At 52.3% G+C, this 16,989-nt stretch carries 13 protein-coding genes and 1 pseudogene; 7 read left to right on the top strand and 7 right to left on the bottom strand.

Translation table 11 applies throughout. The features are described from left to right. Positions 1–12 precede the first annotated feature (12 nt). The 6 genes from gshB to metK form a co-directional block, all read right to left on the bottom strand. Positions 13–957 (bottom strand): glutathione synthase, encoded by a 945-nt coding sequence (gene gshB, locus EPYR_RS14935; RefSeq protein WP_012669217.1) that lies wholly within the window; start codon positions 955–957, stop codon positions 13–15. A 368-nt stretch (positions 958–1,325) separates the two neighbouring features. Beyond that, the gene (rsmE, locus tag EPYR_RS14930) at positions 1,326–2,057 is read right to left on the bottom strand and encodes a 16S rRNA (uracil(1498)-N(3))-methyltransferase (protein ID WP_012669216.1); all 732 of its coding nucleotides are present in this window, start codon (positions 2,055–2,057) and stop codon (positions 1,326–1,328) included. A 53-nt stretch (positions 2,058–2,110) separates the two neighbouring features. Then, positions 2,111–2,824: a deoxyribonuclease I gene (gene endA, locus EPYR_RS14925; RefSeq protein ID WP_014539432.1), complete on the bottom strand. Its 714-nt coding sequence runs from the start codon at positions 2,822–2,824 to the stop codon at positions 2,111–2,113. A 122-nt stretch (positions 2,825–2,946) separates the two neighbouring features. Beyond that, positions 2,947–3,459 (bottom strand): SprT family zinc-dependent metalloprotease, encoded by a 513-nt coding sequence (locus EPYR_RS14920; RefSeq protein ID WP_012669214.1) that lies wholly within the window; start codon positions 3,457–3,459, stop codon positions 2,947–2,949. 220 nt (positions 3,460–3,679) lie between these two features. Beyond that, on the bottom strand, positions 3,680–5,077 hold the full coding sequence (locus EPYR_RS14915; RefSeq protein WP_012669213.1) for a sugar porter family MFS transporter: 1,398 nt from the start codon (positions 5,075–5,077) through the stop codon (positions 3,680–3,682). A gap of 435 nt (positions 5,078–5,512) precedes the next feature. After that, on the bottom strand, positions 5,513–6,667 hold the full coding sequence (gene metK / locus EPYR_RS14910) for a methionine adenosyltransferase (RefSeq protein WP_012669212.1): 1,155 nt from the start codon (positions 6,665–6,667) through the stop codon (positions 5,513–5,515). Between the two features lie 412 nt (positions 6,668–7,079). On the opposite strand from metK, the gene EPYR_RS20610 reads away from it, so the two are divergent. The 5 genes and pseudogenes from EPYR_RS20610 (at position 7,080) to EPYR_RS21170 (ending at position 12,549) form a co-directional block, all read left to right on the top strand. Then, positions 7,080–7,217, top strand: coding sequence for a hypothetical protein (locus EPYR_RS20610; protein WP_157861018.1), 138 nt, complete (start codon positions 7,080–7,082; stop codon positions 7,215–7,217). Between the two features lie 349 nt (positions 7,218–7,566). Then, entirely contained in the window at positions 7,567–9,543 is a 1,977-nt protein-coding gene (gene speA, locus EPYR_RS14905; RefSeq protein ID WP_012669210.1) for a biosynthetic arginine decarboxylase, read from the top strand. Between the two features lie 66 nt (positions 9,544–9,609). Next, positions 9,610–10,071, top strand: a complete 462-nt coding sequence (locus EPYR_RS14900; RefSeq protein WP_012669209.1) for a YidB family protein — start codon at positions 9,610–9,612, stop codon at positions 10,069–10,071. A gap of 122 nt (positions 10,072–10,193) precedes the next feature. Beyond that, positions 10,194–11,117 carry an agmatinase gene (gene speB, locus EPYR_RS14895; RefSeq protein ID WP_012669208.1) on the top strand — a complete coding sequence of 308 codons (924 nt, stop codon included), beginning with the start codon at positions 10,194–10,196 and terminating at the stop codon, positions 11,115–11,117. A 799-nt stretch (positions 11,118–11,916) separates the two neighbouring features. Beyond that, positions 11,917–12,549 (top strand): annotated as a pseudogene (locus tag EPYR_RS21170) (LysE family translocator). A gap of 82 nt (positions 12,550–12,631) precedes the next feature. On the opposite strand, the gene loiP reads toward EPYR_RS21170, so the two are convergent. Further along, entirely contained in the window at positions 12,632–13,384 is a 753-nt protein-coding gene (gene loiP / locus EPYR_RS14885; RefSeq protein WP_012669205.1) for a metalloprotease LoiP, read from the bottom strand. A 285-nt stretch (positions 13,385–13,669) separates the two neighbouring features. On the opposite strand from loiP, the gene tkt reads away from it, so the two are divergent. Together tkt and epd are read left to right on the top strand one after the other, a co-directional pair. Further along, positions 13,670–15,661, top strand: a complete 1,992-nt coding sequence (gene tkt / locus EPYR_RS14880) for a transketolase (protein WP_012669204.1) — start codon at positions 13,670–13,672, stop codon at positions 15,659–15,661. 274 nt (positions 15,662–15,935) lie between these two features. Further along, complete coding sequence (epd, locus tag EPYR_RS20805) at positions 15,936–16,982, top strand: erythrose-4-phosphate dehydrogenase (RefSeq protein ID WP_012669203.1); 1,047 nt, start codon at positions 15,936–15,938, stop codon at positions 16,980–16,982. The last annotated feature ends 7 nt before the right edge of the window (positions 16,983–16,989 follow it).

Here is a 16,989-nt window from a genome sequence, read left to right as displayed (position 1 = left end):
CCGCAGTAACAATCAGGCGAGGCGTTTCTCAATCGCATCCATCAGCATAGCGGTAACAGAGATCGGAAACGCGGCTTCAATCTCACGGATGCAGGTTGGGCTGGTCACGTTAATTTCTGTCAGCTTATCGCCAATAATATCCAGGCCGACAAAAATCAAACCTTTCTGCTTCAGGATCGGGGCGACGCGACGGGCAATTTCCCAGTCACTAGCGGTCAGAGGTCGCGCTTCACCACGGCCGCCGGCCGCCAGGTTGCCACGCGTTTCACCGGATTTCGGGATGCGTGCCAGGCAATACGGCACCGGCTCACCGTCTACCACCAGCACGCGCTTGTCGCCGTCTTTGATCGCCGGCAGGTAGTTTTGCGCCATGCAGTAGAAGCTGCCATGCCCGGTCAGGGTTTCAACAATGACCGACAAATTCGGGTCTTCCTGCTTGATACGGAAAATCGACGCGCCGCCCATGCCGTCCAGCGGTTTAAGTATGATGTCATGATGCTGTTGCCAGAATTTACGGATCTGGCTGGCATTGCGGGTAACCAGCGTATCCGGGGTCAGATCGGCAAACCATGCGGTGAACAGCTTCTCGTTACAGTCGCGCAGGCTCTGCGGCTTGTTAACAATCAGCGTGCCTTTTTCTTCAGCACGCTCAAGAATGTAGGTGGCGTAGATAAACTCGGTATCAAATGGGGGATCTTTACGCATCAGCACCACGTTCAGGCCGGACAGCGCAATATCCTGCTCATCGCCGAACGCAAACCATTGGCTATCGTTTTGCTCAACGCTTAGCAGGCGCGTACGCGCCCGCCCTTCACCACCGCGCAGATAGAGATCGTTCATCTCCATATAGTGAATTTCGTAACCACGGCTTTGTGCTTCCAGCAACATAGCAAAGCTGGAATCTTTTTTGATATTGATGGAGGTTATTGGATCCATCACTATGCCAAGCTTAATCATTCTTTTCTCCGCTTTGAGCTAAACCCGTTACAATTCAAGCTGCAGGTGCGTTGGCTGCATGGTCTGGCCCTTGCCACTGACGGGGACGCCGTCTACGGCGTTTAAATCTGCTCACGGCAGATTTGTGATTCACCCGAATGACTTACCAAAGGAAGTGGCCGGAATTCATGGGTTTGTCGCCTGGCTGCCACCCGAACTATCAAGGGTAAATTGTTAAGACATTTCAAATGCACGCAGTATTCAGATAAGTTATTCATCACCTTAGCACTCATCCGATGATCCGATCAGCGAATAAAATGCAGCATATCAGGCACGCCGTTCGCGTTGGCGTGCCTGCAACGCTATGACTGATGCTAAATGGGGTGGTTTCAGCCCAAATCGCCAAAGCGCACCTGCAGGGCAGTGATTGCCGTTAGTGCGGTTGTTTCGGTCCGCAGCACGCGTGGACCCAGCAGAATATCAGTAAAACCATGTTGCGCCGTCATGGTAATCTCATCGGCAGATAGCCCACCCTCCGGGCCAATCAGCAGACGCACACGTTCTACCGGAAGCGGCAGGGTATTAATGCTGTGTTTGGCACGCGGATGCAGGTTGAGCTTTAGCCCCGGCTCCGGTTCAGCGCACCAGGCGTCCAGTGCCATCGCGTTACGCACCTCGGGAATGCCGTTGCGCCCACACTGTTCACAGGCGGCGATGGCAATCTTTTGCCACTGCTGAATTTTTTTCGCCAGCCGTTCTGCGTCCAGCTTCACGCCACAGCGCTCAGAAAACAAGGGGGTAATCACATTTACTCCCAGTTCGACGGCTTTTTGAATGGTAAATTCCATTTTTTCGCCGCGCGACATCACCTGGCCCAGGTGCAGATGAAGCGGTGACTCGCGGCTGTCCTCGCGGCTGGCGTTGATTTTGACACAAACATTTTTTTTATCGGCCTGAATGATTTCCGCAGCAAATACCAGACCGGTGCCATCGAACAATTCCAGCATCTGGCCTGTACCCATGCGCAGCACGCGGCCAACATGATGAGCAGCCTCTTCGCTAAGGGCTATATCGTTGCCGGTCTGTAACGGTTCGGGCTGATAAATGCGGGGTATACGCATGGAAATCCTGTCAAAGTTAACACAACAATGCTGTGCAGTTTAGGCCAGCGATTTTACCGCTGGCAAGCCTGCTGTACATAAGGATTATGATTTCCCTGTACGCGGGCAATGCGCCGATCGCGTTCGCACTCCCACGGCGTGACCGGATAGAGCTTGCTCCAGGCGGTCATCAACTGCGTCTGCTGTTTTGACATGCTTAGCTGATACTGGTCACGCATATAAAACCATGTTCGGGCGATGGCGCCGCGCGCGCGGGCGGGCGGTTCGGCCAGCTTATTTTTGAAATCAACCTTCATGGCGCACTGGCCATACTGCTGCTCGCCGCCGCTCCACTGACCGTACATGAAGTTACCGCGATCGCCGTTCACCTCCCCAATGGCCGGTTGCAGGTTATGCAGGTCGCTTTCCATTCGGCGATAAACAGGGTCTTTGGCGCAGTTTTTGCGCCCGCCGTCCTGCCAGCACAGGCGCTGGTGGCCAAAGCTCCACGCCGGGACAATATGCTCCCATTCGATGCGGCTGGCGCGTTCGCTATTTTTGCGTACCTGATAACCGCAGGATGCCAGATCCGGCACGCCTTTTTTACCCTGCCAGTCAATTTTGCAGCCGCAATAAAACGTGCCGGGTGCATCGTGATGAATTTGCGCAGCCCAGGCCTTAGCCTGGCTAAAGTTATTCTGGTGGTAGTTGCCCTGGCTAAGAGCATGGCCAAAAAGGGGGGGGAGCAGCAGGGAAAGAGCCATTAAGCTCAAATTTTTGCGAGACATATTCGAGTAAATCTGTATTCCATGAAACGGTCGTGGAGAGTAACAGATGTGCCGCTGATAACGAATAATGGCTTGAAATATAAGTCTTATATTGTCTTATTTTTAATCATTAGCGGGGGGTTTTAAGATTTCTGGAAGCTGCCGGGCTGCAGAGGGTCACCACAATGCAGGCAGCGATATTGGCTCTCGCCCCTTATCACCCGGTTATGGCGGCGCACGCTTAACTGATGCTGCTGGCAGCGGCAGCGGTACGGGAAAGCGCGGCTGCACACTGAGGTTATCGCAAACTGGTGGGTACGGCGTGCTTGTACACCCAGCACGCTTTCCATCATCCATTTCCACTCTTTACCGTGTGGTGCAACGCGGCCAAAATGTTTCCAAACCAGCAGGTGCGCCAGTTCGTGCGGCACCACTTCATCAATGAACGCCTGCTGGTTTTCTAATAGCAGTACCGGATTCAGGCGGATTTGCCAACTTTGCAGCCAGGCCGTTCCCGCCGCCGTGCCACGCTGTGTGTAGTACAGCGCGGGTTGCGGATAGTTGCGCTCCAGCCGCAGATTAGCCTGCTGCAGTTTATCGCGCAGCCTTTGCATAACGGCCTGCTGCAGGGAAATGGGGATTCTTTCAGGTTTCATAAGCGCAAGAATACGGCGTGCTGCGGGGCAATTCAAGCCGTCCGCTACTGCCTTTCAAGGCGTGAAAACCGGGGTTGCGCGATCGGGAGAATGGGAGCAGATGCCAGGGTAATAGCGCGTTCGTTAAGTCGGCGGTTGGCGCAGCAGACGGCACGGAAAAAGCAACAGGCCGGCATAATGCCGGCCTGTTGTGAACACGGGAAGAACGCAACAAACGTGGTTAGTCACGCTGACCGATTTCGCGCAGTCTCTTACCGCTCAACAGGTTACGCTCGATGTGCTCCAGCGAAACGTTTTTGGTTTCTGGAATAAGCCACAGGGTCAGAACAATAAAGAACAGGTTGAGCGCCGCGTAAACCCAGAAGGTGTTCGCATTGCCGAGGTTGTTCAGCATGGTCAGGAAGGTCGCCCCGACAATCATGTTCGCAATCCAGTTAGTGGCGGTAGAGACGGTGATGCCGAAATCACGCCCTTTCAGCGGCTGGATCTCTGAACAAAGTACCCAAATCAGCGGCCCGGCACTCATCGCGAAACCGACGATAAACATCAGCAGCATGGCAATAGCGAAGTACTGCGCGCCGACTGAATGAATGCCGACATGTAGCATGGTGCCCAGAACGCCCATACCCAGCGCCATCACCATAAAGCCGAGGATAAGCGTAGGTTTACGCCCCCAACGGTCAACCAGACCAATTGCAATAAAGGTTGCCAGCACGTTAATCAGACCGACAATGACCGTGCCCCACATCTGCTGGGTGGTATTGGCAAAGCCGGCAATTTCGAAAATTTTCGGTGCGTAATACATGATCACGTTCATGCCGGTGAACTGCTGCATGACCTGCAACAATACGCCAAGATAAACCGCACGACGGAAGTGACTGTTGTCTTTGAACAGCGCCCAGCCGGACTGTTTAATCTTCAGGCTTTCGCGGATCTCATCCAGCTCGCGTTTAGCCTGTTCGCTGGTATCGCGCAAGCGATCCAGAACCCGTTGTGCGCTGCGGAAATCGCCTTTTGCTGCCAGCCAGCGCGGGCTGTTGGGCAGAAAGAAGACGCCAACCAGCAATAGCAGGGCGGGAATAGTGATAACGCCCAGCATCCAGCGCCATTCGCCGGTATAGCTGAAAGCCGTGTCGGAAAGGTAAGCCCCAAGAATACCGATGGTAATCATCAGCTGATAGAGCGAAATCATGCTACCGCGAATTTTTTCCGGCGCAATCTCAGACAGATACAGCGGAGCCGTGTAAGACGCCACGCCAACGGCCAGGCCCAGCAATACGCGGGCGATAATCAGCATTTCCGGGTTAGGTGAGAGCGCTGACCACAGGGAGCCGATAACAAACAGCACGGCACCGATCATCAGGCTCTTTTTACGCCCGAGAGAAGAAGACAGCCAGCCGCTGCCGACGGCACCCATGGCGGCACCAAACATCATGGAGCTGACGATCCACTCCTGTTGATGAGGAGTGACGCTAAAATCCTTGGCGATAAAGGGAAGTGCTCCGGCAATCACCCCGATATCCAGCCCGAACAGCAGGCCAGCCAGTGCCGCAAGGAAACAGACGAACAGGGTCATAGCCTTGTTTGAAGTTCTGCTTCTTTTTTTCTTATCAGGCATAACGCCTCCGTTTAGTAGTACTGCATATTGTTGTTATAAAACGTCATTATTCAAACCACAGACGCGTTGGCCGCCTTCTGCAACTCGAATTATTGAGGTGTCAGATATCAGATAGTAGAAAACTCAGCCATGCAAGACTGTGCGACAGATTACATCAGTGTAACCGGTTACAGATATTTTCTTACAGAAAATAGCGTCTTTATCCCTATTTCAGGAGGTTTAACCAGTAATCTATAGCAGATTAGAGTGTGTATTAACTCTTCGCCCGAAAAATATCAGACAGTGCTGAAAATAACTCATACGGTGTCAGGTTTTAAACATCATTAGCGATCTAATTGCCTGAAAATTAGCCTTCTCACACATGTAATCGTTAACAATCAAGGCATAAAAAAAGGGCACCCGCGTTCGGATGCCCCTGAAGCGCTTAGAGTGGGGTTATTTCAGACCGGCGGCTTCACGCAGCTGCGCAGCTTTGTCGGTTTTTTCCCACGGGAAGTGTTCACGACCAAAGTGACCATAGGCGGCGGTTTCGCGATAAATCGGGTGCAGCAGATCCAGCATCTGGATCAGACCGTAAGGGCGCAGGTCGAAGAATTCGCGCACCAACAGGGTCAGCGTTTCGGTAGAGATTTTCTCAGTACCGAAGGTTTCCACCATGATTGAGGTCGGCTCTGCCACGCCGATAGCGTAGGAAACCTGGATCTCACAGCGATCGGCCAGGCCAGCAGCAACGATATTTTTTGCCACATAACGGGCTGCGTAGGCCGCAGAGCGGTCAACTTTCGACGGGTCTTTACCCGAGAAAGCGCCGCCGCCGTGACGGGCCATACCGCCATAAGTATCAACGATGATCTTACGGCCGGTCAGGCCGCAGTCGCCCATTGGGCCACCAATAACGAAACGTCCGGTGGGGTTGATATGGTACTTGGTGTTGGCGTTGATCCATTCAGTCGGCAGCACCGGCTTGATAATCTCTTCCATCACCGCTTCCTGCAGCTCTTTTTGCGAGATCTCCTCAGCATGCTGGGTAGACAGTACTACCGCATCAATGCCCACGATCTTGCCATCGTCGTACTGGAAGGTAATCTGACTTTTTGCATCCGGGCGCAGCCACGGCAACGTGCCGCTTTTACGTACTTCTGACTGGCGCTGTACCAAACGGTGCGCATAGGTCACTGGCGCAGGCATCAGTACATCCGTTTCGTTGCTGGCATAGCCAAACATAATGCCCTGGTCGCCCGCTCCCTGTTCCAGCGGATCGGTGCGGTCAACTCCCTGGTTGATGTCCGGTGACTGCTTACCAATAGCGCTCAGTACCGCGCAGGAATTGGCATCAAAGCCCATATCGGAATGGACATAGCCGATATCACGCACGGTCTGGCGAGTGATCTCTTCGATATCCACCCATGCGCTGGTGGTAATTTCACCGCCAACCAGCACCATACCGGTTTTCACATAGGTTTCGCAGGCTACGCGGGCTTTAGGATCCTGCTCGAGGATAGCATCCAGCACGGCATCAGAAATCTGATCGGCGATTTTATCGGGATGTCCTTCTGATACGGACTCGGATGTAAAAAGGTGTTTAGCCATTTTATTCTTTACCTTGAATCTAACGGGTTAAAAATCAACTGCATAGCGCGAAGACTGGCCACGAGTCCGCAAACTCAGACTTAGCGCCCCCACAGGCAAAGCCATGAGCAGTAGTAAGACGCTTAGAAGTTAACCAGTATAGATGGATTAACATCTGGACGTCTATTTTAGGTTACTCGTTAAGCGGATTGCCAGCATTTTTTGCCTGATAGAATGTCACTCAAGGCAATGAGCAATAAAATATCCTGTCACAGCACCTGTTTAGCTCATTTAGATTTTGCATTTTAACCTTCAGAGCTGTATAAAACGCCGCTAAAGACCCCATCAGTGGCGATGGTCATGTGCTGGCTTTTAGCCTCATGTTCAGCTTTATCCGCGTGCCGAGAAGGCAGGTGTGGAGGTGATAACGGTAATGAACCACCAGTTCGCTTTATCCGCCCAATTACGCCATCCTGGCGTGTTCATTTTCCCTGATTTCATCATCCATGCCAGTCAATCGCAGCGAAGTTATCCGCGTATTGGTCATGATGCTGACAGCATCGCTGGTTAACCTTGTCCTTGCCATAGTTCGACTGCAGATGAGATGAATACAGCCTGTTTACTCTGCTGCATTGCGATCGGTAAATCCGGGTCCCCACATCTGCTGCCTTGCTATAATTTGCATGAGATAACGTATAAATTGGGTGCGGTTCTCTCAGATTATCCTGAGAGTTTTCTTCATAAGTTCTCTGGCCCGCTACACGGAGTCTGCGACTTGTCTTACAATGTAACACTGCAAAAAACGATTTCAGCACCGTTTTCGCGTGCGTGGCCGAACAGGCCGCTAATCGATAAATTCTTGCCGCAGGGTGCTCCTGCAGCTGACATATGTTTTGCTTCATTACAACTTGAGGTTTGCGATGTCTGACGACATGAAGAAAATAATGGGTTCGTCAGCAGGCGAACAGGGTGTACTGCGTTCCATGCAGGAGGTCGCCATCAGCGACCAGGATGCCAGCAGAATGCTGCGCACCTACAATATTGCCTGGTGGGGTAATAACTACTATGACGTGAACGAGCTGGGTCATATCAGCGTCTGCCCTGATCCTGACGTGCCGGAAGCCCGCGTCGATTTGGCTAAACTGGTGAAAGAACGCGAGGCTGAAGGCCAGCGTCTGCCGGCCCTGTTCTGCTTTCCTCAAATTTTGCAGCACCGCCTGCGTTCAATTAATGCCGCCTTTAAACGTGCGTGCGAATCCTACGGCTACAACGGCGACTACTTCCTGGTTTATCCGATCAAGGTCAACCAGCATAAGCGTGTGATTGAGTCGCTAATCAACTCTGGCGAACCGCTGGGACTGGAAGCCGGTTCCAAAGCCGAGCTGATGGCCGTGCTGGCGCATGCTGGTATGACGCGTTCGGTGATTGTCTGTAACGGCTATAAGGACCGTGAATATATCCGCCTTGCCCTGATTGGCGAGAAGATGGGCCACAAGGTCTATCTGGTGCTGGAAAAGATGACGGAAGTGAAGCTGGTACTTGAAGAAGCCGAGCGCCTCAACGTAATACCTCGTCTCGGCATCCGCGCGCGCCTTGCCTCCCAGGGTTCTGGTAAATGGCAGTCCAGCGGCGGTGAAAAATCGAAGTTTGGCCTGTCTGCAACCCAGGTATTGAAGCTGGTAGAAATTATGCGTGAAGCGGGCCGGGTGGAAAGCCTGCAGCTGCTGCATTTCCACCTCGGTTCACAGATGGCGAATATTCGTGATATCGCCACTGGCGTGCGTGAGTCGGCGCGTTTCTACGTCGAACTGGCAAAGCTGGGCGTTAATATCCAGTGTTTTGACGTTGGCGGCGGTCTGGGCGTGGACTACGAAGGCACACGTTCACAAAGCGACTGCTCGGTAAACTATGGCCTGAACGAATACGCTAACAATGTGATCTGGGCGATTGGTGCGGCCTGTGATGAGCACGATCTGCCGCATCCGACGGTCATCACCGAATCCGGGCGCGCCGTGACCGCGCACCATACGGTGCTGGTCTCCAACATTATTGGCGTGGAGCGTAACGAATTCAGTGAGCCCCAACCGCCGGTTGAAGACGCGCCGCGTCCGATTGTCAGCATGTGGGATACCTGGCAGGAGATGCACGAGCCGAATAACCGCCGTTCGCTGCGTGAATGGCTGCACGACAGCCAGATGGACCTGTTCGATATCCATACCGGCTACTCGCAGGGAACCTATGACCTGACCCAGCGCGCCTGGGCCGAACAGCTTTATTTGAGCATCTGCCACTATATTCAGCTGCATCTGGACCCGAGCAACCGTGCGCATCGCCCGATTATCGACGAGCTGCAGGAGCGTATGGCGGATAAAATCTACGTCAACTTCTCGCTGTTCCAGTCGATGCCGGATGCCTGGGGTATCGATCAGCTATTCCCGGTGCTGCCGCTGGAAGGATTGAACAAAGTTCCGGAGCGCCGGGCGGTACTGCTGGATATCACCTGCGACTCCGACGGCACCATCGATCATTACATCGACGGCGACGGCATTGCCACCACCATGCCGATGCCGCAGTACGATGTGGATAATCCCCCGATGCTTGGCTTCTTTATGGTCGGCGCTTACCAGGAGATCCTTGGCAACATGCACAACCTGTTTGGTGATACCGAAGCGGTGGATGTATTTGCCTTTGCTGACGGTAGCGTTGAGGTTCAGCTGTCGGATGAAGGGGATACCGTAGCGGATATGTTGGAGTATGTGCAGCTCAATCCGGCGGAGCTGCTGACGCACTTCCGCAACCAGATCAAGCAGAGCGATCTGGACGAAGAGCTGCGTGCGCAGTTCCTTGAAGAGTTTGAAGCGGGACTGTACGGCTATACTTATCTGGAAGATGAGTAACGTTAAAGCCTGATGGCTATGTTTTACGAATGGTAATCCCTGAAATGGAAGATTAAGGAGCGATACATGGGTTTATTAGACAGCTTAATTAATAATGCGCTCGGCGGCGGTGACAAAGAGCAGAACTCCGGCAGCGAGTCGGGCATGGGCGGTAAGTTAGGCAGCCTGGCGATGATGGCGATCCTGCAGTGGGTACAATCGCAGGGTGGTTTTCAGGCGGTGCTGGCCAGGCTGCAGCAGGGCGGACTGGGCGGTCTGGCAGAAAGCTGGCTCGGCAGCGGCGAGAATCAGCCGGTTGCCACCAGCCAGTTACAGTCTGCCTTTGGTCACAGCGAGCTGCAATCGCTGGCGGACAAACTGGGCACCACCCCGGAAGATGCGGTGAGCAAGCTGCAACAGTTTTTACCGCAGTTCATCGATCACGCTTCGCCGGAAGGCCAGCTGAAGCCGGATGCGGAGCAAAGCCTGAACAATGCCGATGGTAACGATTTGGGTAAATTCGTTGACGGTATTTTTGCTAAAAAGTAACGCTGTTACGATGCATTAATTTCCGATCCCTTCTGCGTCAGGTACGGCGCAGAAGGGATTTTTCTTTACCGGGTAAACGGGCAGGGCTGCGTTCAGATGCCGCCGTTTAACGAGGATTTGATATGAACAACACCTTAAACCACGAGTACGATAACTCTCTGGTCTCCAATGCTTTTGGTTTTATGCGTTTCCCGCTTAACTTCCAGCCCTACGACAGCGATGCCGAATGGGTGATCACCGGCGTGCCTTTTGATGCTGCCACTTCTGGCCGCCCCGGCAGCCGTCTCGGCCCCGGGGCAATCCGACAGATCTCCACCAATCTGGCCTGGGAAGGCTGTCGCTGGCCGTGGCAGTTCGATCTGCGCCAGCAGCTGAAGGTGATTGACTGTGGCGATCTGGTGTATGCCTTTGGTGACGCGCAGGATTTCAGTGACAAACTACAGGCACATGCTGAAAAGCTGCTGGCGAAGGGTAAGCGCATGCTCACCTTTGGCGGCGATCACTATATCAGCCTGCCGCTGCTGCGTGCGCATGCGAAAACTTTCGGTAAGATGGCGCTGGTGCATTTTGATGCGCACACGGACACCTATTCCAATGGCCCTACCTTCGATCACGGCACCATGTTCTATACGGCACCAAAAGAAGGGTTGATCTCTCCTGAACACTCCGTGCAGATTGGTATCCGTACCGAATTTGATCCTTCGCTGGGCTTTAACGTGCTGGATGCGGCGCAGGTTAACGATCGTAGCGTGGACGATATCCTGGCGCAGGTGAAAAAGATCGTCGGCGATCTGCCCATCTATCTGACCTTTGATATTGACTGCCTTGATCCGGCCCATGCACCGGGCACCGGCACGCCGGTGATCGGCGGGCTGACCAGCGACAAAGCCAGCAAGCTGATCCGTGGCCTGCAGGGCATGAACATCGTGGGGATGGATCTGGTTGAAGTGGCTCCGGGTTATGACCAGTCTGATATAACTGCGCTGGCGGCTGCCAGCCTGGCGTTAGATATGCTGCACGTCCAGGCTGCCAACAAGATCAAATAAGTTATAAGGGCGGGGAAACCCGCCCGAACCAATTTTAATCAGGCTGATAAAAAACAATGCGGGCAGATATTCTCTGCCGTCCGTTAATTATTGAATTCTAATTCTTTTAGAATGAATTTTATTGCTGTTTATAAGTGTTTTTTCATCTTTTAAGAATATTAATTCGCGCCCTAAGCCATCTTCATGTAACCAGTATTTTTCAAGTTGTGCGTGGGTGTAATTTATCCCGCCCCACCCAGGATCATCGATTTTCGCCCATGAGTCATCAATGCCTTTTAATTTGACAAAATGAGCACTCCCAAACCGGTTATTATGTAATATGGTGAGTGAATTATTTTAAGTTGTTGAATGGTTATCTTTACCCCCGATAACATAATGTTCACGCCTGTGGTATCAAAAAAACCATCATTGCTTTGTAGTAAGAAAACATGTTTGGCTGTAATCGCTATTCGCCTGATGTCTCTGGATTGAAATGGGCGATCTCCTCAGGGGACATAAACAGTATGTCGGAAAATCTCTAAAAGTGAACGGCACTATTGTGCGGGATGCTCACAAAGCAGGAGAAAAAAGGTGTTATCTTCCAATCTAAGTGTTATGTATCTCTCGAATCGGGTGATTTACTGATTATTGATAATAACAGAGCAATACCTGGAAGAACCGGGTTTACACCTCGATATGATGGCTTTGATCGTTGGCTGCTCCGGGCATGTGTTTTAGAAGATAGGGTGAAATTAGAATCTGTTTCAACGGAAGATAATCCAAGAATGATCTGCAGGGAATTTTAAAAAGAGGGTTGAGTATGTCTGATTATCTTTTTTATATTTTCGTGGCTTTATTGTCTTACGTGACACCTGGCCCTCATTGGTTGATAATATCTAAGAATACATTCAGAAGTAAAAGAGAGGGTATGCTTTCAGCATTGGGAGTTCAGTGTGGTCTCTTTTTTCACATGATTCTGGCTGTCATTGGTGCTTCAGCTATTTTTCTTGCATCGAAGAATGCATTTTATATTATCCAGATTCTTGGCGGGATATATGTTGCATGGATTGGCTTTTGATCTTTAAAAGAATTATATTTTAATGGTGATAGTAACGTTGACGGAGATTCTCTGCAAAAAGCTAACAAAGGGGCTTTTATTAGTGGGCTGACTGCGAATATTTTAAATCCCAAAGTGGCTATTTTCTTTATTAGTATACTCCCCCAATTTGTCAGTGAAAAAGGCAACGTTATCTCTCAGGTTATTACTTTAGGTATCATTGATATCTTGGTTGGTGTTGTTTGGTGGGTCGCGTTTGTTAGTTTGATTGGAAAACTATACAAATTAGCCAAAGATGAAAGTATTCGCAACAGGATTGAGTTTTTAACCGGTTCTTTGCTTTTAGTTATAGGTGTTATTTTTATTGTTAAGTCAATGTTTTCAATGTTTGGTTAGTGTATGAGTCAAATATTTTTCGAAAACGCATTTATTATTTTAAATGACTATACGGGGCGTTTTTACCCGCCCCTGACCGATCTTACTTGCCAGCGGCGATACGCTGCTTAATATGGTCAGCACGCGCCTGTGAGGACGGGTGCGAGTCAAACATGCTGCTGGCGTGGGTGCCTTCCAGCTTCGCCAGTTTATCAAAGCTGGTGACCAGCCCCTGTGGATTGATATTGCGTTTTTTCAGCAGGTCGAAAGAGTAGTCATCAGCCTGGGATTCCTGGCCCTGTGAGAACTGAGCGTTTACCAGCTTCTCACCCAGATCGCCCAGCTGTGACTGCGACAGCGAAGCGGTAACCCCGCCAACGGAGGCGGCAGCGCTGCGCACGGCAGTGGTAGCCCAGGCCAGCTGCATGGCTTTACGTGAGTGACCCAGCGCAACGTGGCCCATTTCGTGGCCCAGCACACCTTCAACTTCGTTATCGCTCATCAAATCCATCAGGCCGCTATATACGCGGATGCAGCCGTTCGCCATCGCCCATGCGTTGACGTCCTTAGTCAGATAAACTTTATAGTTGGCCGGGGTGCCGTTGATGTTATCCCCGAGCGCTGCGGAGATTTTTTTCAGGCGTTGTGCATAGGGGCTGCTGTCAGGGGCAATTTGTGCCTCGCTATCCATCTGCTGGCAGGACTTGTCGCTCAACTCTTTAACCTGCGCATCGCTAAGGGTAGCGGCCTGCCAGGCCTGGCTGCCAGACTGCATCAGGGCATTGCTGTCAAAATTTTGACAGCCGGAAAGTAAGCCAGTCAGCGCCAGCGCGATACAAGTGATACGTTTCTTCATTCCAGTTTATCCATTAAGGTAACAAATGAGTAAAAACACAATGTTGTTATGTCTCGTCGGCGGATTAGCCCCGGCGAAAGGCGGTTATAACGTTTGTTGCCCTGATTGCATAGTCGTCTTGTAGCCAAACGGCAAGTTATGTGATTTTTTTTACCGCCAGCGCCATGTACATGTTACCCGTATTTCATGTACATTGATGGTCGACTTCCCTTCGGCTTTGCCCTATAACTCATTAATTACAATAGGTTAAGGAGGCGAAGCGTTAAATCCGACCTGGAGTAGAAAATGTCTTCTCGCAAAGAGCTTGCCAACGCCATTCGCGCATTGAGTATGGATGCGGTGCAAAAAGCCAAATCCGGCCACCCTGGCGCGCCAATGGGCATGGCTGATATCGCCGAAGTGCTGTGGCGTGAATTCCTCAATCATAACCCAACCAACCCGCAGTGGGCTGACCGCGACCGCTTCGTGCTGTCAAACGGCCACGGCTCTATGCTGATCTACAGCCTGTTGCATCTCAGCGGCTACGATCTGCCGATTAGCGAACTGGCTAACTTCCGTCAGCTGCATTCCAAAACCCCTGGCCACCCGGAATACGGTTATACCGTGGGCGTTGAAACCACCACCGGGCCTCTGGGCCAGGGCATCGCTAACGCGGTCGGTATGGCGATTGCGGAACGCACGCTGGCGGCACAGTTTAATCGTCCGGGCCATGACGTGGTTGACCATAACACTTACGTGTTTATGGGTGACGGCTGCATGATGGAAGGCATCTCCCACGAAGTCTGCTCGCTGGCGGGAACGCTCAAGCTGGGCAAGCTGGTGGCTTTCTATGACGACAACGGTATCTCCATTGATGGCCATATTGACGGCTGGTTCACCGACGATACGGCGCAACGCTTCGAGTCTTACGGCTGGCACGTTGTGCGCGGCGTGGACGGCCACGATGCGGATGAGATCAAAAAAGCGATTGAAGAAGCCAAAGCGGTTAGCGATAAGCCTTCCCTGCTGATGTGCAAAACCGTTATCGGTTTTGGTTCGCCGAATAAAGCCGGTACGCATGATTCTCACGGTGCACCGCTGGGAGACGAAGAAATTGCCCTGACCCGTAAGCAGCTGGGCTGGAACCACGCGCCGTTTGAGATCCCTCAGAATATCTACACGCAGTGGGATGCGAAAGAAGCCGGTCAGGCCAAAGAAGCGACCTGGAACGACAAGTTTGCAGCCTATGCTCAGGCTTTCCCGGAGCTGGCTGAAGAGTTTAAACGCCGTATCAAAAACGAATTGCCGGCTAACTGGGCTGCTGAATCGCAGAAGTTCGTTGAGCAACTGCAGGCTAATCCGGCGAAAATCGCCAGCCGTAAAGCCTCGCAGAACGCTATCGAAGCTTTTGGTAAACTGCTGCCAGAGTACCTGGGCGGTTCCGCTGACCTGGCCCCAAGTAATCTGACTATGTGGTCCGGCTCCAGGCCTGTCAACGAAGACGCAGCGGGTAACTATATTCACTACGGCGTGCGCGAATTCGGTATGACCGCTATCGCTAACGGCATTACTCTGCACGGTGGTTTCCTGCCTTATACGGCGACCTTCCTGATGTTTGTTGAGTATGCGCGAAACGCGGTGCGTATGGCCGCACTGATGAAAATTCGTCAGATAATGGTTTATACCCATGACTCAATCGGGCTGGGTGAGGATGGCCCGACACACCAGCCGGTTGAACAGCTGGCAAGCCTGCGCGTGACGCCAAACATGAGCACCTGGCGTCCGTGCGACCAGGTTGAATCCGCGATTGCGTGGAAATATGCCATTGAACGCCATGACGGCCCAACGGCGCTGATCCTTTCGCGCCAGAACCTGACGCAGCAGGAACGTACCGCTGAACAGCTGGCGAACGTAGCCCGTGGTGCCTATGTACTGAAAGATTGTGCGGGAACACCGGAAGTGATCTTTATCGCTACCGGTTCTGAAGTGGAACTGGCGGTTGCGGCTTATGACAAACTGACTGCTGAAGGGCGTAAAGCGCGTGTGGTTTCCATGCCGTCTACCGACGCCTTCGATAAGCAGGATGCGGCTTATCGTGAATCGGTGTTGCCGAAAGCTGTCAGCGCCCGCGTGGCGATTGAGGCAGGTATCGCTGATTACTGGTTCAAATATACCGGTCTGAACGGGGCTATCGTTGCCATGACCGGCTTCGGCGAGTCGGCCCCGGCAGAGAAGCTGTTTGAACTGTTCGGCTTCACCGTGGATAACGTGGTCGCCAAAGCGAAAGAACTGCTGTAACGCTGTATGAGCGGGCGGATCGACGATCCGCCCGTTTCCGCGCTGTAAGAGCTAATTTTGTGACGTAGATCCAAAGTTACGCGCCACAATTGACCCCAGTCGTTCCCATTATTCCTCACTTCTATTACTCTGGCTGAAGCGTTTCAGTTTGCTTTTGTACGTCGGTCATTGACGTCAGTGCTCAATGCCTTAGCGCAAAAATTTTCTGTACAAATTCTGACTGCTGGCTCAGGCTAATTGTCCGATTTCAAGATGAATTCAGATTTGGAGTGTTATGACCGTTCGCATTGCCATTAATGGTTTTGGTCGTATTGGCCGCAATGTTTTACGTGCGCTATATGAAACCGGGCGACGGGCTGAGATTACGGTGGTGGCTATCAACGAACTGGCTGATGCGGCCGGGATGGCGCATCTGTTGAAATACGATACCAGCCACGGGCGTTTTGCCTGGGACGTCCGCCAGGAGCGCGACCTGCTGACGGTCGGTGATGACACTATTCGTCTGCTGCATGTTCCGGAGATTCACCACCTGCCGTGGCGCGAGCTGAATGTCGATATCGTGCTCGACTGCACCGGAGTGTACGGCAGCCGTGCCGACGGAGAGGCCCATCTGCAGGCGGGTGCACGTAAAGTGTTGTTTTCGCACCCGGGCGACCACGATCTGGATGCGACGGTGGTGTATGGCGTCAATGAAAAAGAGCTGCTGCCAGAGCATCTGCTGGTATCAAATGCCTCCTGTACCACCAACTGCATTATTCCGATAATCAAACTGCTGGATGATGCCTGGGGAATAGTATCGGGTACGGTCACCACCATTCATTCGGCGATGCACGACCAGCAGGTGATAGATGCTTATCACCCGGATTTGCGCCGTACCCGCGCCGCCAGCCAGTCGATTATTCCGGTCGACACGCGTCTGGCCGCCGGCATAACCCGAATATTTCCAAAATTTAACGATCGCTTTGAAGCGATCGCGGTGCGCGTACCGACGATCAACGTGACGGCGATCGATCTCAGCGTCAGCGTACGTGATGCGGTGAAAGCCTGCGAGGTCAACGCCCTGCTGCACAGTGCGTCGGTGGGGGCATTTAGTGGTATAGTTGACTACACGGAATTACCGTTAGTCTCTATTGATTTTAATCACGATCCGCACAGTGCCATCGTTGATGGCACCCAGACCCGGGTCAGCGGTCAGCACCTGATTAAAACTTTAGTCTGGTGTGACAACGAATGGGGCTTTGCTAACCGCATGATCGATACTACGTTAGCGATGGCCACCAGCGGTTTCAGCCAGGACGCGGCTGCGTCAATAAAACTTTGAGAATCAA

It is taken from the genome of Erwinia pyrifoliae DSM 12163 (assembly GCF_000026985.1).
Lineage (GTDB): Bacteria > Pseudomonadota > Gammaproteobacteria > Enterobacterales > Enterobacteriaceae > Erwinia > Erwinia pyrifoliae.
The sequence above is the reverse complement of the archived record's forward strand: the minus strand, read 5'-3'. Positions and strand labels throughout refer to the sequence as shown.